Consider the following 23,960-nt stretch of genomic DNA (forward strand, 5'->3'; position numbering starts at 1 on the left):
CTATGGATAAAGATATTTTTGATGCGAAAAATACAGGTGGCAGTGCTGTTAATTCGAACTTAGTTAATAGAGTTATATATTTTGATTATCTCAGAGTTGCAGCAACAATAGCTGTGATATTTCTTCATACAGCTGCAATAAACTGGTATGGCGCAGATGTAAATGGAGGGACGTGGAAGGTTTTTAACTTCTATGACAGCTTAGTTCAGTGGAGTGTGCCTATATTTGTTATGATAAGCGGTGCGCTGTTTCTTGGTAGAAATGACATAAGAATTAAGGATATTTACAGTAAATATGTTCTTAGAATGCTCACAGGCTACTGTGCTTGGAGTTTTCTCTATTATTTACTTTCTGGAAAGTCTATAGAAGCTAAGATACTCGGCCTCGTATCACGCGGCAAGTTAGAAAACTGGGTTAGCCTTTCAGGTGGCTACTATCATCTTTGGTTTGTTCCAATGATAGCAGGTCTTTACATTTGTTTGCCTATACTCAAGCAGATTGTCAAAAATGAGCAAGCGACCAAGTACTTTTTGCTTATATCATTTACATTTTGGTCTCTAATCCCGGAGCTCGTTAAGCTGTCGAATGACTTCATAGGCGGAAGCTTTGCAGTAATCGTAAATGCGATAAATGATGCTCTCAGCAAAACAGATCTCAAGCTATTAATGAGTTTTGCCTTCTACTTTGTACTCGGATATGTAGTGTCCAATTTAAGTTTTTCTAAGAGGCAGAGGGGAGTAATTTACGCCCTTGGGATTGCAGGATTTTTGTTTACGATATTTGTGAGCATGGCTATATCCTTAAAATTGCAAAAGCCAGTCGGTGACTACTATAGCTATCCGAATGTGAATGTCGTATTTGAGTCAATAGCAGTATTTGTATTTTTTAAGAATAGAAAATTTGACAAAGAGAAGATAAATCGTATTTGTCAGAAGCTGTCAAAATGGAGCTTCGGCGCATATTTTGTCCATGCTTTGGTAATACAAAAGCTAGCAGACCATGGAATAAGTACTATAAGCATACTTAATCCTATACTTGCTGTTCCTGTGATTACCTTAATTACATTTGTAATCTCGATGAGTGTATCGGCTTTGCTAAATCAGATACCAGTTTTGAAAAAGTATATAGTATAGACAAATAATATATAAATAAAAGGCTGATTACCATATTATTGGTATTCAGCCTTCGTTGTTTATCTTGGGTAAGGAGCTGGAAGAGTAGGCATGCTGAGATATACTGGAATCTCAAAGGTCAGTGCCGATGAATATGCCGAAGCATATCCCTTGCCAAGTGTTACTCCTGTACTATTTGCACCCCAGAGTGCCGTCATGTACTGGCCTCTTGCTACTGCTGAAGCTCCGTTCATAACATTGAATTTCTGGAAATATGCTGTAGTTTTGTTGCTTCTAATATAGTCCTTAGCAAAGAACTCAGTTCCTGCCATTATGGATTTCTCTCTAGAATCCCAGCCGTGTTCTTTTGCGTAGATTAGACCGTTCTCAATCGCAGACCTACCACTGTGTGCATAAGCTCCGATGTTGAAGTAGTTGTAGTATCCTTCATAGCCTTCAACTTTTCCTGAAACAGAGCCTGAGTTACCATCGCTGCCATGCTCGTTTATTAGCTTTGATGCAAGTATAAATGGGTTTACACCATATCTCTTGCCTGCGTTCAAAAGAAGATCAGCATATGATGTGTATCCTCCTTCTGGGAAGGCTTTACCTAGGAATGTACCCTTAACAATTGTGTTTATTCCAGATAGCGTCTGAGTATTTCCATCGTAGCTATTTGATAAGAACTGGAAGAAAGTATCATCAAATGAGTTACGTGGATCCATATAGTATTCAATTGCTTCTCTTGATGCCGCAATATATCCGCCACTATCATAAACCTTATATGAACCATCAGCATTTTTTGCGTTAGGATCTTTTGATTTAAATGAGTCAGGGGATGTCAGATGGACTGTATTTACACCCAGTGCACTTTCTTTAGTTATTACATAATTCCAGTCAAGACCTGTCTGTGCAGCTTTGAGTATCCAAGTAGGGTGAGTCTTATGCATAGCTCTTAGCAAAGATTTGTAGCTATCTGGGAAGCCCTGAGTTATCATATATTGTTCAAATTCTTCATCTGTCATTATGTTAGGTGTTGTGTTGTCAGGTACGCTCTCTCCGATATTGTATATTAGGTCAGAGCGAACAAATCCAGTTCCATCAGCATGCGAAATGTAGTACCACTTGTATCCATCACTACCTGTTTCTGAGCTCAAAATTGTAACCTTTGTATTATACTTGAGCTGGAATTTAACAGGCTTATCTGTTCCTGCAGTCGGTCTTACATTGACGCTATCAGCTGCAATATATCCAATAAGAACCTTGCTTTCTGGTTCTGCTGAACCTATCTCAGTGGCAACGCCATTTGCGTCAGTTTTATATTTTTTGCCTTCGAATATAAAGTTTCCAATTACAAGTGCACCATCAGGTCCCATAAAATATCTAAGTGAGCCAAATGAAATGAACTGGTTTCTATAAAGAACACCTTCAGAGTTAGAGAAATATCTCTTGCCATTTATCTCAATCCACTGAGCCTTCTGTACGACTTCACCAGTAGCATCTGCATGATATAGTTTGCCGTCATTTGCCTCGTATATTCCAGTTATAACCGCACCATCAGGTCCCATAAAATATCTAAGTGAGCCAAATGAAATGAACTGATTTCTATAAAGCATTCCATCAGCATTAGAAAAGTATCTCTTTCCGTTTTTCTCAATCCATTGAGCTTTTTTTACTATTGCACCTGTCTTTTCATCAGCGTAGTATTTATTACCATCGCTTGCTGTGAATATTCCAGTGCTTACAGCACCGTCTTCATCAATGTAGTAGCTCAGGCCGTCAGCGTTTATGAACTGGCTTCGGTAAAGTTCGCCATCTGAATTTGCAGCATATTTTTTTCCATCGTTTGCGGTGAATACTCCAGTCATTGCAGCGGCATCTTTACCCATATAATATCTATGATAACCAAATGAGATGAACTGATTTCTATATAGTTCACCATCATCTTTAGAAAAATATCTTTTGCCGTTTTTTTCTATCCATTGAGCCTTCTGAATTATCTCGCCAGTCTCATCGTCAGCATTGTACATTCTGCCATCACTTGCTGTTACTATTCCGGTCATAACTGCACCGTCAGGTCCCATGTAGAATCTCCGTGGACCAAAGGTGATGAACTGATTTTTGTATAACTGGCCATCAGCACTTACAAAATACCTTTTGCCGTTACGCACAACCCACTGTGCTTTACTGCCTAGTATCTCACCTGTATCGTCTGATGAGTAGACTTTGCCGTCACTTGCTGTAAAAGTACCGGTCATAGCTGCGCCATCGGCACCCATGTAGAACCTGTGAGGTCCGAAGGATATAAACTGATTTCTATATAGTTCTCCATCTGCATTAGAAAAGTATCTTTTGCCGTTGAGGTTAATCCACTGAGCCTTTTGTACAATTTCACCACTAGCATCTGCGTGGTATAGATTGCCGTCATTTGCTGCAAAAATACCTGTGCTAGCTGAGCCATCGTAACTCATGTAGAATCTATGAGGGCCAAAGCTGATGAACTGATTCATATAGAGTTTTCCATCTGCATTAGAAAAGTATCTTTTGCCATTTAGTGTAATCCACTGAGCCTTTTGTACAAGTTCGCCGCTATCGTCAGAATAGTAGAGACTTCCATCTGCAGTTCTATATACACCAGTTTGAACAGAACCGTCAGCTCCCATATAGAATCTGTGAGGACCAAAGCTGATAAACTGGTTTCTATAAGCTATTCCGTCTGAGTTAGTAAAATACCTCTTACCGTTCCAGGTTCTCCAGCCGGCCTCTTTCTTTAGAGCACCAGTTGTAGGATCAAAATAGTAGATTACTTTGTTTATTTCATATATACCTTTGACATAATTACCATCGCTACCAAGGTAGTAGATATTACTATTTATGTAAACCCATTCATTACTCTTGTTAGCGTTAGAATTAAGGTTAGCATTCTGTGAAGATCTTAGTAAATTGTTTGTATTTACATTATTATCCTGGTTTTGTTTACCTGTAGCATCACCGTTTTGTGATTGCGCATCATTTGGATTTTGTGTATTTTTATCGACATGTTGTTCCGTTTCTTCAGTTTGAGAATCTGGAAATGCAGGCTGATTTTCGTCCGCATAGACAAGACCTGCACTAAATAAAAAGACCAGCCCTAAGGCAAGGTATATTTTAAACTTTAATCTCATATTTATCCTCCGTGACCATTATTTATCACATGTATAACTAATGGTTTACCCATCATAATACATCACTTCATATTTAATTTCAACTAGCATGGGTGATAGTTCACATAAGATTGCATTGCTAATATTTTCATAGTATTATTTGTTATAGTTATAGATTTTGTTTCAGGAGGAGAAAATGAATCGAAAAATTAATCCTAACAAGATAATAATAGTAATCTTAATTTTGAGTCTAGTTATTATAGCTCTTGGGCTTAAGCTGAGTGGGATATTCGATTCTGATCCAGATGGAGTTGATAGAATAAGCGAAGCTAGTCCTACAGAGTCTTCACTTAAAATCGCAGAAAAAATAAGGAAGCAAAAATCAATAGACCGCTTTGATAAGATTGTCATAGCTAGCGATGGCAATACTTCAACTTTAATATCAGCTGCTTGCCTTGCAAATGCAGAGAATGTTCCACTTATCATTGAAGAAGATGGAAACTTTGATGATATCCAAAAATATATATCAGAATATGTCAAGAAAGATGGATTAATCTACTTTGTTGGTGATAAAAAAACAGACAAAGAGAGTTTGAAAAATCTAGAAGCTAAGTTATCAAAAGACTACAAGGTAAATAGTATAATGGGGAAAGACTCTAGCGAGATAAACCAAAGTGTACTTGTGCAAATTTTGAAAAATAGCGATGGTGGGATAAAGGAACTCTTTATATGTGAAACGCAAAATGCAGAGAATGCCTTCTCTGCTTTAGCGACAGGAAGGCCGATTTTTTTCTTTGATGAGAAGATATCTAAGGAGCAAAGGGATTTTTTGAAGGGAATCTCCCTAAATAACATTTATCTTATAGGCGATGCTAGAACGATTAGTACAGAGACAGAACTTGTTCTTCGTGAATACACTAAATCATGTTTCAGATTTGATAACGATGAAACTCCGGTAAATGATCGCTTAATCGCAGAGTATTTTTTTAAGGGAAAGGTCGATAGATTTATATGTAATCCGGCTACAAGCCCTGCTAAATGTGCTATAGGGGGGACATTGGGCAAAAATCTTAATCTGCCAGACTTTGTAACGGGACGAAAGGAATTTGAGGACGCACATGTATACTCGAATCTGAAGGATATTAAAAAATGTATAGCAATTGGAAGTAAAAGAGAGCTTAGGGCTTCAGAGCTTGTGAGGATCTTTGAGGAAGATGTTTCTGTAACGGTAAATGATGAAGAGGTAAGCGAATACGCTATAGATTTCGGCAAAGAAGCAAAGTCAAATGTTGCTATTTACTTCATTGCACATCAAGATGATGAAACGCTTTCTCACTTTGGTGGTATAATACAAGATCTCAGAGATGGGCGAGAGGTTCACGTTGTTTTGATAACGGATGGATCTTCATCTGGCGCATGCGATCTTATGATTAAGAGTGGTTTAATAGAGAATAAGGCTCAGTTTACTGAAAGTCGCAACAAGGAGTTTAGGTCGGCACTAACTGCACTTGGAGTAGACGAAAATAATATACATACAGAAGGCAGATTTGTTGACGGAAGTCTCAAAGATAACACGAAGGCACTTCGTCAGTACATGCTAGAGTGGGTGAATAAATATGAAGGCGCTGCAGTACGTGCACATGCTCCTAATTTAGAAGATTTCTCACCACATGATGACCACGCTTCAATAGGTCGCGCTGCCGTATACCTATATAACAAAAAGAATATAAGCGAGCTATATCTATTTCCAGATTCATATAACTACAAGCATTATTATGGCATCAAAGGGATTAGATTAAAAAAATTGCCGATTAATGGGCTCGAGGAAGTAGAAAAAACAAAGCTCAAACAGGCAGTAGATAGTTATTTTTACATAAATTATGCTGAAGGACGATATGGAATAGGCTCTCTCAGTGTTCCAATCTACTGGAAAATTTTACAGGAAGAAGGATGCAGCTATTGCTATAAATACAAGTAAAATACGAGCTTCTTAAATTTCGATTTGAGAAGCTCTATCTTTTTAAACAAAATCAAGTTTTTCTAAATCTTGCTTCTTGAAAATCAATATATATTATGTATAATTATATGGGTGAGATGAAGTGTATATGCGGTCTTGGCGGAATTGGCAGACGCGCACGGTTCAGGTCCGTGTGAGGAAACTCATGGGGGTTCAAATCCCTTAGACCGCACCATATATTTATAACCGTTGAATTTCCGACGGTTATTTTTTTATTTTTGATTAAATATCAAAGAAAAAAATAAAGATTCATGCGTTGATATGTATAGCACAAAAACTGCTATAAAACTGCAAAAACAATTATGCCTGACAAGGCTGTGTACCCTTTTATTTAGAACATCTATATGGTATAATAGATAGGATTAATTTTTGGTTATTTTGATGGACCAAAGCTAGGATAGTAAGTGTTAGTACAAGAATTTTATATATGATTTCAGGAGGATTTGATTATGAAATACGCGCTCATAGGATGCGGAAGAATTGCAGTTAATCACATGAAGGCAGCAATCAACAACGAACTAGAAATCGTTGCGGTTTGCGACGTACTAGAAGAGAAGATGGAAGAGCTTCTTGCAAAGTACGGACTTGAGAAGGATGAGTCAATTAAGAGATACACTGACTACAAGAAGATGATCGAAGAATTGCAACCTGAGCTTGTTAGTATTGCAACCGAAAGCGGAATTCACGCTGAGATTGCTCTGTACTGCATAGAGAAGGGCGTTAACCTTATAATTGAGAAGCCTATGGCTATGAGTATAGAAGATGCTAACAAGATTATTGACCTTGCAGAGGAAAAGAATGTTAAGGTTAGTGCATGCCACCAGAACAGATTTAATGTAGCTATTCAGAAGCTTCGCAAGGCTGTTGAATCAGGTAGATTTGGCAAGCTTTCACACGGATCAATCCATGTAAGATGGAATAGAAACGCTGGATACTATGAGCAGGCTCCATGGAGAGGAACATGGGAACAGGACGGAGGAGCTCTTATGAACCAGTGCATCCACGGGATCGATCTTTTAAGATGGATGATGGGCGATGAGATTGAAGAAATCTACGGAGCGACAAGACAGCAGTTCCACGACTACCTAGAGGCGGAGGATGTTGGAATGGCCGTAATCAAGTTTAAGAATGGTGCAATTGGAACCATCGAGGGAACAACAAATGTATTTCCTAAGAATCTAGAAGAGACTCTGTACATCTTCGGCGAGAATGGAACTGTTAAGATTGGTGGAACTTCAACAAACAATATCGATGTTTGGGACTTTGCTGTTGAGACTGAAGAGGATCAGGAGAACAAGGGTCTTGAGGAAGAGACAAGCAATGTTTACGGAAACGGTCACACTAGTCTTTTTGCTGATGTGATGGACGCTATAGAAAATGACAGAAAGCCATATGTTGATGCTGTTGCAGGAAGAAATGCACTTGAGGTTGTGCTTTCAATCTACAAGAGCCAGAAAACAGCTGCACCTGTTAAGTTCCCACTTACAGATTTTGCTTCAACAGATATGAAAGGCGAGTTCTAGGAGAACTGAACTTAGAACCCTATAGATTCTAGATGATAGGTGCCTAAATGACCATAGTCTGTGTTATTTAAACCTATACCCTGAACAAATTACAGGGGAATAAGGCAAAGAGAGGAATAACAGCTTTGAATAGCAAGAATTTAAGAATTGCAGTACTAATGATTTTGGATGCCGTCATCATTGTGCTCGGCGCCTTTTTCGCCATAGCGCTGCGATTTGACATCAGCGAGCTTCCGGCTGAATACATGGATAATGTGCTTAAATCTACACCAGTATATATTGCCATAACCATAGCTATAATGCTTGTGTTTAGGCTATATAACAGAGTTTGGAGCTACGCATCCATGAAGGAACTGATGGATATATTTAAGGCGTCTTTTGTAATAGAGGCTTTGATTATATCATTCCATGTACTCATGCAGTATGATATGCCGAGAAGTTACTACCCGATGCACTTTATTGCAATCGTATTTATGTTTGCAGTGCTTAGGTTTAGTAAGCAACTTTATAGAAGTATCAGAGGAACCTACGGAGAGAGTAAGATAAACAAGTTTATTCTTGTAATTGGCGCAGGGTCAGCTGCTTCAATTTTGATTAAGGACATCAACAAAACAGGATCAACATCCAAGATTGTTTGCGCTGTAGATGACAATGTAAACAAGAAGGGCAAAATGCTGATGGGCGTTCCAATTGTAGGAACTAGAGATGATGTTAAACGCGCTGTGAAGAAGTACAACGTGAATGAAATCATCATTGCTATGCCATCTGCAGCTTCTGAGGATATCAAAAAGATAATCGCGATTTGCCAAGAGACCAAGCTTCCTGTCAAAATCCTTCCATCCGTAGCTAAGAGTCTATCATCATCAATTGTTAGAGAGCTGAGAGCAATAAGCTACGAAGACCTCCTCGGAAGAGATGCGATAGAGGTCGATGCTACAGGAATCAATAATTTCATCAAAGATAAGACTATTCTTATCACTGGCGGTGGTGGTTCTATTGGATCTGAGCTATGCAGACAGGTGATTAGATATGAGCCAAAGAAGCTTATTATCTTTGATATATATGAGAACAATGCCTACGAAATTCAGATGGAACTCGAGAGACATTGTCCATATGCAGAGATTATAACTTTGATAGGCTCTATTAGAGACTATGACAGACTCGAGGCAATGTTCGCTGAGTACAGGCCGCAAATCGTATATCACGCTGCTGCACATAAACATGTGCCTTTGATGGAGGATTCTCCAAACGAGGCGATTAAGAATAACTGCCTTGGCACGCTCAATGTAGTTAAGCTAGCGGATAAGTATCTTGTAGATAACTTTACTTTGATTTCGACAGATAAAGCGGTTAGACCTACGAATATCATGGGTGCATCCAAGAGAATTTGCGAGATGATAGTTCAGGTTTACGCGCGTAAATCAGAGCATACAAGATATTCTGCAGTAAGGTTTGGAAACGTACTTGGAAGTAACGGTTCAGTAATCCCGCTATTTCTCAAGCAAATCGAGGAAGGCGGTCCAGTTACAGTCACCCATAAGGACATCAGAAGATTTTTCATGACAATACCTGAGGCGGTTTCTCTGGTTCTTCAGGCAAGTCTATTTGCGAAGGGTGGAGAAATTTTTGTTCTTGATATGGGTGAACCAGTCAAGATATATGAGCTTGCTGAGAACCTTATCAAAATGAAGGGATTCAGGCCTCATCAGGACATTGAGATAGAGGTCGTTGGCCTGAGACCTGGCGAAAAACTCTACGAAGAAGTTTTGATGGATGAAGAAGGACTAAACAAGACAGAAAATAATATGATTTTTGTTGGACAGCCAATCAAGATGGACGACGATGAGTTTTTGACTAGTTTAGATACTCTTATTAGGGAATCTGAGAAGAACGACGGAAATATCAAAGGGCTTGTAGAAGGCGTTTGCAAGACTTACACGATAACTGAAAATAAGAAAACTCAGTTTTAGACGAAAGAACGCTATGAGAATATTTATAGTATCAAGGGGTGTACCTAGCGATAGAAATTTGACATTAGGAATATTTGAATTTGATCAAGCCAAAGCTTTGGTAGCGGCAGGTCACGATGTTGTAGTACTTTCAGTTGATTTAAGATCGATTAGGCGCAGAAGAAAGTGGGGCCTCAGAAGCTACGAAAGAGATGGTATAAGGGTCGAGGAAATTAATATTCCAGTAGGAGCAGTTCCTAAGCCACTTATGATAAGAATTGGGACCTCTGCGCTACGAAAACTCCTTAAACGAGCTATATCAAAGTTTGGAGAGCCTGACATTGTGCACTCGCATTTCTATGATATAAGCTATATGACCTTGAATGCACTTGACGGAAAATATAAGCATGCGATAACGGAACATTCATCGTATATCAATTCAGATCTCAGTGATAAGGAAATTTATAAATACGGAGAAATGTATAGAAAAGCAGACCTTGTTATCGCTGTTAGCAGGTCTCTATGTAAGAGGATGGATGAGATCTTTGGAATAAGCCCCTTATGCATAAACAATATAGTAGATACAGATGTATTCAAGGTGAAGGCATCATCAGTGAATGAATCACAAAAACCATTTAGGTTTGTAAGCGTATCTAACTTAGTGCCCCAAAAGAGGATCGATTTAGTTGTTTCAGCCTTAAGCGAACTTGTTAAAGCTGGTAAACCAGCTAATTTGATAATAGTTGGTGATGGACAGATGCGAGCTAGTATCGAGGCACAGATTGAAGAGCTAGGTTTAGGCAAGCACGTAAGAATGATTGGAAAGGTTGACAGAGAAGAAATCTGTAAGCAACTTTCTGATTCGGACTGCTTTGTACTTGCCTCACAGAGCGAAACTTTTGGAGTGTCATACATAGAAGCAATTGCCTCAGGCCTTCCGGTTATAGCATCTAAATGCGGAGGACCAGAGGATTTTGTTAACGAGGAAAACGGAGTTCTAATAGAGAAGGATAATTTGGAAGAACTTGTAAAAGCTATGCTATTCATGTACGAAAATGCAAGATATTATGACCACAAGAAGATATCTATGGATATTTCCGAGAGATTTTGTGCAGAGATGATATCAAAAGAAATTATCAATGCATATGCGAGCATTAAATAATAATGGGGGATGTTATTTTATGAACTTGTGGATTTTTAATCACTATGCAGCACTTATGTATGTAGATGGGGATGGAAGACATCATGGTCTGGCTAAATATCTTATACCAAAAGGTGTAAAGGTGAAAATTTTTTGTGCAGATTTCTTACATGGTGTAGATGAAGCTATCGAAATAGAAGACGGCAAATATACCTGTAAAACTAGTGAAGATGGCGTTGAATACGTAATAATAAAGACAACTGCATATAAGAATAACGGATTGTCACGTATCAAAAATATGATTGATTACTATTTTAGAGTGCGCAAGGTAGCGAATGAAATAGCAAAAAAGGAGGGAACTCCAGATATTATATTGGCTTCTTCAGTTCACCCACTTGCTTTGATAGCAGGTGAGAAGTTTGCAAAGAAACATCACATTCCTTGCTTATGTGAAATCAGGGACCTTTGGCCTGAAACCCTTGTAGAGCTAGGATACCTAAGTGAGAAGAAGCTCTTAACAAGGCTAATGTACAGGGGAGAACATTCCATATATAGAAAATCTCAGGGTGTTATATTCACGATGCCTGGAGGCAAGGATTACATAAAGGATAAAGGCTGGCAAAATGATGTACCTTTAGATAAGGTATATCACATAAGTAATGGCGTTGATCTAGATAAGTTTAGATTTGATGTTGAAAACAATACAATGAGTGAAGAACTCCTAAATACGAATAAGTTTAAAATAGTGTATGCTGGGTCAATCCGCAGGGTTAACAAGGTTGATGAACTTGTTTCAATAGCAGAAATCCTCCAAAACAGAGGAAACAATGACATAGATATTTTAGTTTATGGTGGGGGCAACCAGAAAGAAGAACTCGAGAGCAAATGCAGGGAAGCATCGCTAAATAATATCCACTTCATGGGTAAGATAGACAAGAAATATGTGCCTTATGTCTTATCGAAAGCAGATTTGACTATAGTGACTATAGAACAGACAAATCTTGGGAAATACGGCATAAGCTGGAACAAGATTTACGAGTATATGGCATGCGGAAGACCGATTATAACAAACTTTAATTTAGGGAAATACAACCCTATAGCAGAATACAACTTTGGTATAGCAAAGGTTTATGACAATCTAGAGCTTATGTGTGATGAGATAGAGGAAGTGTCAAATCTAGATAAACCTAGCTATGATAAATATGCACAAAATGCATGCAAAGCAGCACACGATTTTGACTATAAAATCCTTGCTGATAGACTCATGGATATAATGGAGATAGCAATTGAAGATTATAAACAAGGCAAATAATTGAATTTACATAAAATGAAATATCGAAAACTATAGAAATAAATTTGGTGGAGAAATCATTTGAAGATACTTAAGAATAGCAGCGATAAAACCCTATTTAAGAATATTTCAGGAGCCTTTGTTTTCAAAGGACTCGGTATGTTGCTATCCTTTTTTTCTATGCCAATATACATGGATTTTTTCGATAATAAACTGGTTTTAGGCGTATGGTTCACGATACTGTCCACCTCAAACTGGATATTCATGTTCGATATCGGAATAGGAAACGGACTGAGAAACTGTCTTACAAGAGAGCTCGTAAGAGGCGATAAGAATCGCGTAAAAACCTATATTTCATCTGCATATATTATGATTACAGTAATAGCAATTGCTATGATGATTATGGGATGCCTTATGCTCAGTTATGTTAATTGGAATGATTTTTTCAATATATCTGAAGTAGTTATAAGCAAGAGTACTCTCAATACAACGGTAAGAATAATATATATAGGGATAATACTGCAGTTCATATTTAAGATAGTGGTTTATATACTATATGCATTGCAAAAGTCAGCAGTCAATAATATGATTGCATTCCTTACATCGCTATTTCAGTTCATGGCAGTTTTACTGTTACCATCGGCATCTATAAGCGAGAACCTTATCAGATTAGCTGTTGTGTTCATTGTAAGTTCAAATATCCTATACGTAGTTGTGACAGTATTTGCTTTTAGAAATGAACAAATCAAGGGATGTGGTGTAAGCCTTAAATACTTTGATAAGGATGCAGCGCTAAAGACAGTAAACATAGGCGTCCTATTTCTTTGGACTCAGGTGCTTCACCTTTTGATATCTCTAACCGATGACTATTTAGTCACGAAGTTTACTTCACCTAAATATGAGGTTTACTATTCGATATATAATAGACTTTTTTCACTGGCAGGCACCTTATTTACTCTTGCCCTCACGCCAGTCTGGTCAGCTGTAACCAAAGCGCAAGAGGAGAGAGACTATCTTTGGGTCAAGAAGATATATAGAACTGCAAATCGTGCGGTAATTCTTGGAGTCGCAGGTGAATTATTCATAATTATTGTGTTGCAGTTTGTAATAAACATTTGGCTGGGTGATCATGCTATTAAGGTTGACTATACATACGCGTTGATATTTGCAGTATATGGAAGTATTGTGCTATTCCAGTCAGTACAAGAAACCTTTGCCTATGGATTTGGTAAGGTCATGGTGCTTTGTGTCTGCTATAGCATTGGTGTTATTGTAAAATATAGCCTTGTATATTTCGGAACTATGATATACCCAAATGCGTGGATAATAGTGGTTCTGTCAAACATTTTTGTAATATTACCGTTCTGTATAATTCAGCCATTCTACCTAAAGAAAGAAATAGAGAGGCTAAAAAACTAATACACGATAGGAGATGAGTTACTAAACTCGTTTAGAAGAAAGGAGCGCATGGCCTAAAACCATGCAGGATTTTATGTCAAAGGAAATACCACATAAGTTAGAGAAGAAGGTATGGCTATCAAGTCCTACAATCTATCAGGAATCAATGGATTACATGAGAGAAGCCTATGAAACGAACTGGATGTCAACAGTTGGAGCAAATATAAATGAGCTTGAGCGTCTAGTTGCAGAAAAGGTGAAGACCAAGGATGCTGTTGCTCTAGCATCGGGAACATCGGCACTTCATCTAGCAATCAAACTAGCAGGGGTAAAGCAGGGCGATAAAGTTTTCTGCTCTGATATGACTTTCTCAGCTACAGTAAATCCTGTGCTCTATGAGGGCGGAGTTCCGGTTTTCATTGACTCTGAGTACGATACATGGAATATGGATCCAGTTGCTCTTGAGAAAGCCTTTGAACTATATCCTGAGGTTAAGATTGTTGTCATAGCGCACCTATATGGAACCCCAGCAAAGATGGACGAAATCAGAGCAATCTGCAAAAGACATGGTGCGATAATTGTTGAAGATGCTGCGGAATCATTTGGAGCAACCTACAAGGGTAAGCAAACGGGAAGTTTAGGAAGTTATAACGCAATCAGCTTTAATGGTAACAAGATAATCACTGGTTCTTCAGGTGGTATGCTTCTTACAGACGATAAGAAGGCTGGTGAAAAAGTGAGAAAGTGGTCAACTCAGGCTAGAGAATCGGCAGCTTGGTATCAACATGAGGAAGTAGGCTACAATTACAGAATGAGTAATGTGATTGCTGGTGTTGCAAGAGGTCAGATGCCATATCTTGAAAAGCATATCGAGCAAAAAAAGGCAATCTACGAAAGATACAAAGAAGGGTTCAAAGGCCTTCCTATTTCGATGAATCCTTTTGATGAGAAGAACAGTGAGCCTAACTACTGGCTCTCATGTGCAATCATTGACGAGTCTGCGATGTGCAAACAGGTGAGAAGCGATTCTGAAGCACTCTATATAAGCGAGCAAGGAAAGACCTGCCCAACAGAAATTCTCGAGCACCTAGCAGAGATAAATGCAGAGGGACGTCCAATATGGAAACCAATGCATGCGCAACCAATCTTTAGAATGAATCCTTTCATAACTAGAGAAGGAAGTGGCAGAGGTGCTACAAATGCGTATATATCAGGTGGTACAATAGGTAAAGATGGAAGTCCTTTAGATGTATCTATGGATATATTCCACAGAGGACTTTGCCTTCCAAGCGACAATAAGATGACGGCAGAAGAGCAGGAAATAATTATCGAAACGATTCGAAACTGCTTTGAATAAAACAATCGAAATTTTGAGCCGCAGATAAGTCTATGGGAGCTTGCAAAAACTTGCACATAAACGGCATTTGCGTTAAAATTAAGGTTAATTAATTAGAGACTTTTGTAAGATTTTATATGTAATTCTTTAGAGGTATAGAAGTGAAAAATATTAAAGAAACCCTTATTAAAAAAATTGAAAATCATGAGATAGTTGTAGGTGTTGTAGGTCTTGGTTATGTAGGTCTTCCGCTTGCAGTAGAAAAGGCAAAGGCTGGATTTAAGACAATAGGTTTTGATGTACAGCAGGAGAAGGTTGACCTTGTTAATCAGGGACACAACTACATAGGAGACGTAGTTGATGACGACCTAGTTGAGCTTGTAAACGCAAAACAGCTTTCTGCAACGAGTGATTTTTCCTTTGTGAAGGATGTTGACTTTATTGCTATCTGTGTTCCAACACCGTTAGATTCACATCAGCAGCCAGATATCAGCTATGTTAAGGATTCAACAATAGCTATTTCTAAGCACCTAAAGCCAGGCACAATGGTTGTTCTAGAGTCAACAACATACCCGGGAACAACAGAGGAACTTATCAAACCTATCCTAGAAGAAGGTTCAGGACTAACATGCGGGGAAGACTTCTACCTTGGTTTCTCACCTGAGAGAGTTGACCCAGGTAACAAGCAGTTTAAGACAAAGAATACTCCTAAGGTTGTTGGAGCTATTGGCAAAGATGCAACAGAGGTTATTGCTAAGATGTACCGCGAGGTTCTCGTCGGCGATGTACACGAGGTTTCATCACCAGCAGTAGCTGAGATGGAGAAAATCCTTGAGAACACTTACAGAAATATTAATATAGGACTTGTTAATGAACTTGCTATTCTTTGCGATAGAATGAATATCAGTCTTTGGGAAGTTGTAGATGCAGCGAAGACAAAGCCATATGGATTCCAGGCTTTTTATCCAGGTCCTGGTCTAGGCGGACACTGCATACCACTTGACCCATACTACCTAACATGGAAGGCTAGAGAGTATGGTTTCCATACATCTATGATAGAAGCATCGATGATGATTAACGATAAGATGCCTGAGTACTGTGTAGATAGAGCAGCTAAGGTATTGAATCGTGCAAAGAAAGCTTTGAACGGATCAAAGGTACTAGTTCTAGGTGTTGCCTATAAGGCTGATATCGATGACTATAGAGAGAGCCCAGCTATCGATGTAATAGAGATTCTTCAGCGCGAGGGCGCTAATGTAGACTTCTTTGACCCTTATATTCCAAAGTTCAGAGCACATGGTAAGGAGTATGTGGGAATAGCTGATATTAGCCCTGAAGTCATCTCAAACTACGACATAGTATTTGTTGCAGCAGCTCATACAAATGTTGACTATGACATGATTGAGCAGAATGCACAGGCAATTTTTGATTCAAAGAATGCAATGAAGGATGTTAAGAACAGAGAAAAGATTGAGGTTCTTTAATTCAGAATGTGAGTGCATATAGATTAAGTTTATTTATAAGGATATATGTTTATGGAAAAACGAGAACATCTAGCGATACTGGATATAATTAAGATTTGCTGTGCAGTTCTTATATATATGAGGCATTCAATAACGATGTTCGGATGCACATATGGAAGTAGCTTAGTAGATGGCTTGATATGTGCGACCACATCACCTATAATGGTTTGCTTCTTTGTTGTATCTGGTTTTTCCATATACTATAACAATAGCAATAGAAACCTGCTTGATGCGGGAGAACTCAGAACCTTCTATAAGAAGAGGTTCATAACTCTTTTCCCAATCTACATTTTGGTGCATATGCTCTCATATGTACTTGTAGAAAATACGCTTCAGCAGAAGATATACTCAACACCAGTAGAGCTTCTTGGATTGCAATCCATGTACGGGGGACTCTTTGGAATATCTCACAGTGGTGCAACATGGTTCATAAGTTCTTTGCTTCTAGGATATTTCATATATCCGTTAGTTCAAGAGTTGTTTAAGATGAACCGAAGCTGCATATATATCGCAACATCAGTTATATTCTTTGTTCTAGTATACTCGGAAGTTGTCATGCTGCAGATATTTGGCGTGCAGCCTGGATATGTAAACCCAGTATTTCGTGCAATGCAGGTTGCATTTGGAGCAGCGCTTTGCATGGCATTTACCGAAGATGATAAGGGGAATAATAAGAAAGCTGCCATTATGATGGTGGCAAATCTGATTATCACTGGATTGTTAACAGTTTTTGCACTGCACTATAAGATGGGAATAGAATATGTAACGACACCTATTTACTATTATCTAATAGCTTTTGCTATGCTAATTTCGATTAAGTTTAAGCCTCGTTTGCTGACAAAAAGCAAGCTTATAAAGTATGCAGGAAGTCTTACATTTTACTTCTTCATATTGCAGGTGTTCCTGTGGAGACTTTCAGCTAAAGTTTGTGGACTCACTGGACTTGGGTCTAATAAGGGTAAGCTGCTAGTCTCTTTTGTGCTTTGTGTAGCACTGTCAATAATTTGCAAAGAACTCTTTGATAAGCATGCACAAAAGTACCTAAAGAATAAACTTCTAAAGAAATAGATGAATATATAAGTATATAGAGAAACGAAATTAAGGTAAAGAATGAAATCAAAATCAAATGGATTGTACTGCAAGTTAATAAAGAGGTTCATGGATTTTCTCATAGCGGCACTAAGCATAATAATCTTTAGCCCACTACTTATAATTCTTGCAATACTTGTAAGAGTAAAGCTTGGAGGGCCTGTAATATTTAAGCAGGAAAGACCTGGGCTAAATGGTAAGGTGTTTAAGCTATATAAGTTTAGAACCATGACTGATGCCAAAGATGAGAATGGGAATCTGCTTGATGACGAGTATAGACTGACTAGCTTTGGCAAGAAGCTTAGATCAACAAGCCTAGATGAACTACCTGAGCTTTACAATATACTAAAGGGCGATATGTCCATTGTTGGACCGAGGCCTCTATTAGTTAAATACCTGCCATTATATAATGATGAGCAAAAAAGAAGGCACGATGTAAGACCTGGGCTTACAGGGCTTGCACAGGTGTCAGGAAGAAATGCGATAACTTGGACTGAGAAGTTCAATAAGGATATCGAATATGTTGATAATGTCTCACTTGGACTAGATATATCAATATTTTTTAAAACCATATACTGCGTGCTTAAGAAAGAAGGAATAAACTCAGACTCAGCAGCAACTATGGAAGATTTTACAGGAAATAATTAGAGGATTGCCATGAAAGAAAAGATAATCCTAGTTGGAACAGGACAGCATTTTAATGTTGTTCTTTACAATTTAAGAGAGCAAGATAAATACGAGGTTGCTTGCGCAATCGACGGAAATCCAGAAAACAGAGGTAAGACCATAAACGGCGTCTACATAGATGAAATATATGAAGATCTCGATGCTCTCAAAGAAAAATACAATACAAATAAATTCTTCATCTCGTTCGGCAGTATGAAGTATAGAAGAGAGGTATATAACAGCTTCGTAGCAAAGGGTTGGGAGGCTGTGAACATAATACATCCAAATGCTGTAGTTGCACCAGATGCCAAGCTTGGCAAAGGCATACTAATAGAGTGTGGGTGCTTGATAACACCTAATCCTACAATCGGTGACAATGTTGTGGTAAATACGGGTTCACAGGTAAATCACGACAATGTCATTGAGGATCATGTCTACATTGCGTCTGGAGTAGTTCTTTCGGGAGGTGTCAGAATAAAATCGAATACACTTCTCGATGATGGTGTAATTGTAACACTCGGAAGAACCGTTGGTTCGGATTGCATTATTGGAGCTGGCGCTGTAATAACTAAAGACACTTCAGATAAGATAGTAGCTTATGGTAATCCAGCAAAAGAGATACGAGAAAATCTAAACATCGGAAAATAAGAGAGAAAAATGAAGATTAAAGAACTTCTAGAATATCTAAAAGAAAGTGGAGAGAGCTTCGAGTTCAATGGAGATGAAAACTGTGAGGTAGACGGTTTTTCATCGCTTAAGAACTACAAGGAAGGAACCTTCACCTGGATTAAAAAAATAGAATCAATTCCTAAGGGTATGGATATAGGCGGGTGCAAACTTGTTGTTACGCAAAATGGTGAGAACATTGGCTGTCCAAACATAATTTATACTGATAGCTCAAAGAGAGTATTTTTCTCATTAGTTGAGTACTTTGCAGAGACAAGTAATGAAGTTGACCAGTCAAAAAGCATAGGACATAACACCTATATTTCAGACGAATGCGTGATTGGAGAAGGCGTAAAAATCGGACACAACTGCAGTCTAGATGGAAATATCAAAGTTGGCATAAATAGCATTATTGGAAATAATGTTTCCATAAAGGGAAATGTCAAAATCGGAGAAAACGCCATCATAGAATCAGGCGTTTGCATAGGTGATGCAGACCTTGGATATGTAGAAGGTGCTGATGGACACAGAAAAATGCTGAGCCACTATGGTGGTGTTGAGATTGGTAAATCCGTTTACATAGGAACTGGAACAACAGTTTCTAGGGGAACCATCGATGATACCGTTATTGGAGATGAGACATCGATTGATGCGCTTTGTCAGGTGAGTCACAACTGCATCCTCGGAAAGAAGAATACACTTGTTTCAGGGACGTATTTATATGGTTCTGTTGAGACGGGTGATAATGTATATATAGCTTCGTCTGTTATTATGAATCAGATTAAGCTAGGAGATAATGTCACAGTCGGCATGAATAGTGTTGTGATGTCTGATGTTGATACAGGACTAACAGTATTTGGCACGCCGGCTAAGGCACACCAAAAGAGTAAATAATTAATTCAAGGATATAATTTAGCAATAAGGAGTAAGAAATGGTTAAAATCGGTTTAGTTGGATTTGGATACTGGGGACCGAATGTAGCGAGAAATATTTACAGAAATAAGAACTTTGATTTTAAATATCTTTGCGATAAAAAGCCTGAGAGAATTGAGCTTGCAAAGAATACTTATGCTGAGTCCGTTACATACACAGAGAATTTTAGAGACCTACTAGAGGATCCTGAGCTAGAGGCAGTAGCACTTGCAGTAGAGACTAGCGCACACTTTCAGCTGGCAAAAGAGGCACTACTTGCAGGGAAAAATGTGTATGTAGAAAAGCCTTTCACAGATTCTGTAGAGCAGGCTGTTATTTTGAGGGACCTTGCAAAGGAAAAGAATCTCAAGATCCATGTTGACCACATCATGGTATACCACCCAGTAATCAAAAAAATTAAGGAAATAATTGATGGTGGAGATCTTGGAGATTTACTATATTTCGATTGCTCAAGAATAAATCTTGGTCAGCTTAAAAATGATGTGAGCTCAATGTGGGATTTAAGTGTTCACGATCTTTCTATCATAGATTACCTATCTGATGGAGCAGAGCCTGTTGCAGTAAGTGCGATGGGTGAGAAAATCTATACTAAGAGAGAATCGATAACATTCCTTAACATCAAATTCGATAAGTTCCTAGCTAACTTACGCTCAAGTTGGCTATCTCCAATCAAGGAGAGAAGAATTATCATCGCAGGAACTAAAAAGATGATAGTATACGATGATGTTGATGCATTGAACAAGTTAATTGTTTATGACAAGGGTTTTGATGTAAAAATCGTTGAGAATATGGAATACGAAGACTTTGTTGTAAAAACAAGAATTGGGGACGGCATCATTCCTTCACTCAATCAAGGTGATGCTCTGTTCAACAGTCTTGACCACTTCAGAGACTGCATAGAGAATAATCATGAGTCTGTAACAGGTCCAGACTCAGCAATTAGAATGCTCAAGATTTTAGAAGAAGCAGACAAGCAGCTAATATAGTTTTAAAAAAATATTTCATTTTGATATTTAGATATTGGAGGGGATGTAGTTATGCAATTTATTGATCTACACAGACAGTACGATGTTATAGAGGCAAAGGTAAACGAGAGAATTCAGGAGATTCTTGCACACAAGCATTTCATAGGAGGAGCTGAAGTTGCAGAGCTTGAGAAAAGACTTGCAGAATATGTTGGAGTTAAGCATGTAATCGCTTGCGCAAGTGGTACAGACGCTTTGACAATTCCGCTAATGGCATATGGAATAAAGAAGACTGATGCGGTTTTCGTACCATCGTTCACATTCTTTGCAAGTGGTGAAAGCGTAAGCCTTGCTGGAGGAACACCAGTATTTGTAGATTCATATAGGGATACATTTAATATTAATCCTAAGGCTCTCGAAGAGACCATAGAAAAGACTCTTGCTGAAGGAAAACTTACACCTAAGGGCATTATTGCTGTTGATCTATTTGGACTTCCTGCTGATTTTAATGAGATAAGAAGAATTGCTGACAAGTATAACTTGTTTGTACTAGAGGATGCTGCACAAGGATTCGGTGGAACTATCGGTGGAAAGAAGTCTTGCTCATTCGGTGATGTTGCAGGTACATCATTCTTCCCAGCTAAGCCACTAGGATGCTACGGTGATGGTGGTGCTATATTCACAAACTCAGATGAGCTTTATGCAAAGATGAAGTCCATCCATGTCCACGGACAGGGATCAGACAAGTATGATAACATTCAGATTGGTCTAAACAGCAGACTTGATACCATTCAGGGAGCAGTGCTTATCGAAAAGTTAAATATCTTTGATGATGAGCTAGTTAAGAGAAACCATGTAGCTGATTACTACACAAGGGAACTAAAGGATATAGTAGAGACACCAGTAGTACCTGAAGGTTACGGCTCATCATGGGCTCAGTTCACAATTAAACTAAAGTCAACTGAGGAGAGAGAAAAGCTAATTAAGACACTTAATGACAATGGTATTCCAGCCATGGTCTACTATCCTATTCCAATGCACAAGTCAACTGCATATGCAAGTGCAAATGAAGGAGTAGTACTAGAAGAGTGTGAAAAGCTCAGCAAGACGGTTATGAGCCTTCCTATGCATCCATATCTAACAGACGATGAGCTAAAGATGATTTGTGATGTTGTAAAGAGTACATACTAGAATTTATGAAGAAAAAAGTTTGGATTTTTAATCACTATGCAACTGATACGATGCTAGATCACGGCGGAAGACACTACTGGTTTGCAAAGTATTTGACTAGAGCCGGTTATGACGTGAGGATATTTTGCGCATCGACAGTGCATGATACAGATATAAATTTTGATGTAGGAGAGTCTGGATACTGCGAAAAGATGGTAGACGGACTCAAATACACGCTTATACAGACATCTAATTACGTCGGTAATGGAAAGAGCCGAGTAAAGAACATGTACCAGTTCTATAGGCGTATATTTCGTGTGGTTAAAAATTACGAAAAACCAGATGTAATATTTGCATCCTCAGTACACCCTTTGACCTTGCTAGCAGGTATTAAAATTGCTAAGAAACTAGGTGTTAAGTGTATCTGTGAGGTAAGGGATCTTTGGCCAGAAAGCCTAGTGGAGTATGATATAATCTCCCGAAACCATATAGTTACAAAGCTCATGTATAGAGGGGAAAGAAGTCTATATAAGAAGGCTGAATCCCTTATATTCACAATGCCTGGGGCAGTGAAATATATTGAGGATAGAGGCTGGGGAAAAGACGTGCCAAAGAGCAAGATATATAATATCAACAACGGCATTGATTTAGAAGTTTATAACGAGAACAAACTTAATAAGACTGTTGAGGATAGTGACCTAGAAGATAAGAATTTCAAGAAGGTTTTATACACGGGCTCTCTAAGAGCTGCAAACAAACCAGAAAACTTTATAAAACTAGCGGAATGCCTAGCAGAGGTTTCAGACAATATCAAAATAATAGTTTACGGTGGAGGAGACCAGCTTGAGGTTCTAAGGGCAAAGGTTGCCGAAAAGGGTCTAAATAACATAGTATTCAAGGGCCGAGTAGATAAGGAATACATTCCTTTCATACTAAGTAAAGGCGATCTTAATATGATGGATGGAGATATTGGCGGACTTTCTAAATACGGAATTAGTGGAAATAAGCTATTTGATTATATTGCAAGTGGAAAACCAATAATTATGGACTGCGAAGAAAACGAGTTTGGTATAATAAACTCAAACCAAATAGGAATAGCTAAGAACTTTGAAAATCCAAAGGCAATGGCTGAGACGATAGCCGATATGATTAATGGAGACGAAAAAAGATATGAACTTTGGTGTGAGAATGCAAAGGCTCTTACACTTGAGTTTGATTTCAAGAGACTTACAGATAAATTAATAGAGATAATTGAAAAATAAATAGGCGGAAAAAATAATGCAATTCACCCATTCTTGGTATAAAAACATAATAGAGCTAGCAAAGAAGCAAGGATATTCTTTCTGTGATTACTCTAACTATAATAGATATGATCAGGAAATAATCCTAAGGCATGATGTAGATATGTCGCTAGAAAAAGCTGTTGAAATGGCTAAAATTGAAAATGAACTTGGTGTTTCGTCAACCTATTTTATTCTGATGTTTACAAACTTCTATAATGTTGGAGGAAATAGAGAACGTCATTTGATTAAAGAACTTGTTGAACTAGGCCATAATGTCGGCTTGCACTTTGATGATACGGTATATTGCTCAGAGAAGGATAGAAGAAGTTTTGACTATAGCAAGGCAATTACACAGGAAGCCAGAATACTTTCTGACATAATCGGCGAGAAAGTAAAATTCATGTCAATGCATAGACCAGATAAAATCACTCTCGATATGAATATTAATACCGAGGGAATAATAAATGCCTATGACAAGGTCTTTTTTGATGGAGAAATCAAATATGTATCGGATAGCAGAAGACGCTGGAGAGAGGACATAGATAGCATAATAGCAAATAAGACATATGATAAAATTCAGATGCTCGTTCATCCTCTATGGTATTATGAAAAAGAAATCTCAATTGGAGATGCACTTAAGAAGATAATTGAATCAAGCGTACACGATAGGTTCCTAGCAATAAAAGAGAATATAAGCAATACTGATGAAATATTAAATGAAAAAGATTATATATAGGGTTTTGAGAGATTTCTCA

18 protein-coding genes and 1 tRNA gene are annotated in these 23,960 nt (G+C 38.2%); 18 read left to right on the forward strand and 1 reads right to left on the reverse strand.

The features are described 5' to 3' along the window. Nucleotides 1-2: 2 nt before the first annotated feature. Complete coding sequence (locus ADJ67_02445) at nucleotides 3-1,133, forward strand: hypothetical protein (protein ID AKT46654.1); 1,131 nt, start codon at nucleotides 3-5, stop codon at nucleotides 1,131-1,133. A gap of 59 nt (nucleotides 1,134-1,192) precedes the next feature. Here ADJ67_02445 and ADJ67_02450 read toward each other — a convergent pair whose 3' ends face one another. Beyond that, nucleotides 1,193-4,276 carry a hypothetical protein gene (locus ADJ67_02450; GenBank protein AKT46655.1) on the reverse strand — a complete coding sequence of 1,028 codons (3,084 nt, stop codon included), beginning with the start codon at nucleotides 4,274-4,276 and terminating at the stop codon, nucleotides 1,193-1,195. 175 nt (nucleotides 4,277-4,451) lie between these two features. Between ADJ67_02450 and ADJ67_02455 the strand changes: the two genes are divergently transcribed. The 17 genes from ADJ67_02455 (at nucleotide 4,452) to ADJ67_02535 (ending at nucleotide 23,941) form a co-directional block, all read left to right on the forward strand. Then, the gene (locus ADJ67_02455; GenBank protein ID AKT46656.1) at nucleotides 4,452-6,233 is read left to right on the forward strand and encodes a hypothetical protein; all 1,782 of its coding nucleotides are present in this window, start codon (nucleotides 4,452-4,454) and stop codon (nucleotides 6,231-6,233) included. Nucleotides 6,234-6,362: 129 nt separating this feature from the next. After that, a tRNA-Leu gene (locus tag ADJ67_02460) sits at nucleotides 6,363-6,447 on the forward strand. A gap of 274 nt (nucleotides 6,448-6,721) precedes the next feature. Further along, on the forward strand, nucleotides 6,722-7,795 hold the full coding sequence (locus ADJ67_02465) for an oxidoreductase (protein AKT46657.1): 1,074 nt from the start codon (nucleotides 6,722-6,724) through the stop codon (nucleotides 7,793-7,795). 158 nt (nucleotides 7,796-7,953) lie between these two features. Next, nucleotides 7,954-9,765 (forward strand): UDP-N-acetylglucosamine 4,6-dehydratase, encoded by a 1,812-nt coding sequence (locus ADJ67_02470; protein ID AKT47637.1) that lies wholly within the window; start codon nucleotides 7,954-7,956, stop codon nucleotides 9,763-9,765. A gap of 13 nt (nucleotides 9,766-9,778) precedes the next feature. Next, nucleotides 9,779-10,906: a hypothetical protein gene (locus ADJ67_02475; protein ID AKT46658.1), complete on the forward strand. Its 1,128-nt coding sequence runs from the start codon at nucleotides 9,779-9,781 to the stop codon at nucleotides 10,904-10,906. Nucleotides 10,907-10,925: 19 nt separating this feature from the next. Beyond that, nucleotides 10,926-12,197, forward strand: a complete 1,272-nt coding sequence (locus ADJ67_02480) for a hypothetical protein (protein ID AKT46659.1) — start codon at nucleotides 10,926-10,928, stop codon at nucleotides 12,195-12,197. A gap of 60 nt (nucleotides 12,198-12,257) precedes the next feature. Then, on the forward strand, nucleotides 12,258-13,595 hold the full coding sequence (locus ADJ67_02485; protein AKT46660.1) for a hypothetical protein: 1,338 nt from the start codon (nucleotides 12,258-12,260) through the stop codon (nucleotides 13,593-13,595). Nucleotides 13,596-13,656: 61 nt separating this feature from the next. After that, the gene (locus ADJ67_02490) at nucleotides 13,657-14,931 is read left to right on the forward strand and encodes an aminotransferase DegT (protein AKT46661.1); all 1,275 of its coding nucleotides are present in this window, start codon (nucleotides 13,657-13,659) and stop codon (nucleotides 14,929-14,931) included. 149 nt (nucleotides 14,932-15,080) lie between these two features. Then, a complete protein-coding gene (locus ADJ67_02495) occupies nucleotides 15,081-16,394 on the forward strand; it encodes a UDP-N-acetyl-D-glucosamine dehydrogenase (GenBank protein ID AKT47638.1) in 1,314 nt (437 codons plus the stop codon). A gap of 51 nt (nucleotides 16,395-16,445) precedes the next feature. Then, on the forward strand, nucleotides 16,446-17,501 hold the full coding sequence (locus tag ADJ67_02500; protein ID AKT46662.1) for a hypothetical protein: 1,056 nt from the start codon (nucleotides 16,446-16,448) through the stop codon (nucleotides 17,499-17,501). 42 nt (nucleotides 17,502-17,543) lie between these two features. Beyond that, nucleotides 17,544-18,170, forward strand: coding sequence for a sugar transferase (locus ADJ67_02505; GenBank protein AKT46663.1), 627 nt, complete (start codon nucleotides 17,544-17,546; stop codon nucleotides 18,168-18,170). A gap of 231 nt (nucleotides 18,171-18,401) precedes the next feature. Continuing rightward, nucleotides 18,402-18,836: a pilin glycosylation protein gene (locus ADJ67_02510; protein ID AKT47639.1), complete on the forward strand. Its 435-nt coding sequence runs from the start codon at nucleotides 18,402-18,404 to the stop codon at nucleotides 18,834-18,836. Between the two features lie 9 nt (nucleotides 18,837-18,845). Continuing rightward, nucleotides 18,846-19,748 carry a hypothetical protein gene (locus ADJ67_02515; GenBank protein AKT46664.1) on the forward strand — a complete coding sequence of 301 codons (903 nt, stop codon included), beginning with the start codon at nucleotides 18,846-18,848 and terminating at the stop codon, nucleotides 19,746-19,748. A 38-nt stretch (nucleotides 19,749-19,786) separates the two neighbouring features. Beyond that, nucleotides 19,787-20,773 (forward strand): hypothetical protein, encoded by a 987-nt coding sequence (locus tag ADJ67_02520; protein AKT46665.1) that lies wholly within the window; start codon nucleotides 19,787-19,789, stop codon nucleotides 20,771-20,773. 51 nt (nucleotides 20,774-20,824) lie between these two features. Next, nucleotides 20,825-21,943, forward strand: coding sequence for an aminotransferase DegT (locus tag ADJ67_02525; GenBank protein AKT46666.1), 1,119 nt, complete (start codon nucleotides 20,825-20,827; stop codon nucleotides 21,941-21,943). Nucleotides 21,944-21,948: 5 nt separating this feature from the next. Beyond that, complete coding sequence (locus ADJ67_02530) at nucleotides 21,949-23,184, forward strand: hypothetical protein (protein ID AKT46667.1); 1,236 nt, start codon at nucleotides 21,949-21,951, stop codon at nucleotides 23,182-23,184. 16 nt (nucleotides 23,185-23,200) lie between these two features. Next, nucleotides 23,201-23,941 (forward strand): hypothetical protein, encoded by a 741-nt coding sequence (locus ADJ67_02535; GenBank protein AKT46668.1) that lies wholly within the window; start codon nucleotides 23,201-23,203, stop codon nucleotides 23,939-23,941. Nucleotides 23,942-23,960 lie beyond the last annotated feature (19 nt).

This window comes from Eubacterium sulci ATCC 35585 (assembly GCA_001189495.1).
In the GTDB taxonomy this organism is placed as follows: domain Bacteria; phylum Bacillota; class Clostridia; order Peptostreptococcales; family Anaerovoracaceae; genus Eubacterium_B; species Eubacterium_B sulci.

Coding starts and splice junctions, on each gene's coding strand:
- ADJ67_02445 (AKT46654.1), top strand. CDS start 3: ATGGATAAAGATATTTTTGATGCGAAAAATACAGGTGGCAGTGCTGTT.
- ADJ67_02450 (AKT46655.1), bottom strand. CDS start 4,276: ATGAGATTAAAGTTTAAAATATACCTTGCCTTAGGGCTGGTCTTTTTA.
- ADJ67_02455 (AKT46656.1), top strand. CDS start 4,452: ATGAATCGAAAAATTAATCCTAACAAGATAATAATAGTAATCTTAATT.
- ADJ67_02465 (AKT46657.1), top strand. CDS start 6,722: ATGAAATACGCGCTCATAGGATGCGGAAGAATTGCAGTTAATCACATG.
- ADJ67_02470 (AKT47637.1), top strand. CDS start 7,954: ATGATTTTGGATGCCGTCATCATTGTGCTCGGCGCCTTTTTCGCCATA.
- ADJ67_02475 (AKT46658.1), top strand. CDS start 9,779: ATGAGAATATTTATAGTATCAAGGGGTGTACCTAGCGATAGAAATTTG.
- ADJ67_02480 (AKT46659.1), top strand. CDS start 10,926: ATGAACTTGTGGATTTTTAATCACTATGCAGCACTTATGTATGTAGAT.
- ADJ67_02490 (AKT46661.1), top strand. CDS start 13,657: ATGCAGGATTTTATGTCAAAGGAAATACCACATAAGTTAGAGAAGAAG.
- ADJ67_02500 (AKT46662.1), top strand. CDS start 16,446: ATGGAAAAACGAGAACATCTAGCGATACTGGATATAATTAAGATTTGC.
- ADJ67_02505 (AKT46663.1), top strand. CDS start 17,544: ATGAAATCAAAATCAAATGGATTGTACTGCAAGTTAATAAAGAGGTTC.
- ADJ67_02510 (AKT47639.1), top strand. CDS start 18,402: ATGAAGTATAGAAGAGAGGTATATAACAGCTTCGTAGCAAAGGGTTGG.
- ADJ67_02515 (AKT46664.1), top strand. CDS start 18,846: ATGAAGATTAAAGAACTTCTAGAATATCTAAAAGAAAGTGGAGAGAGC.
- ADJ67_02520 (AKT46665.1), top strand. CDS start 19,787: ATGGTTAAAATCGGTTTAGTTGGATTTGGATACTGGGGACCGAATGTA.
- ADJ67_02525 (AKT46666.1), top strand. CDS start 20,825: ATGCAATTTATTGATCTACACAGACAGTACGATGTTATAGAGGCAAAG.
- ADJ67_02530 (AKT46667.1), top strand. CDS start 21,949: ATGAAGAAAAAAGTTTGGATTTTTAATCACTATGCAACTGATACGATG.
- ADJ67_02535 (AKT46668.1), top strand. CDS start 23,201: ATGCAATTCACCCATTCTTGGTATAAAAACATAATAGAGCTAGCAAAG.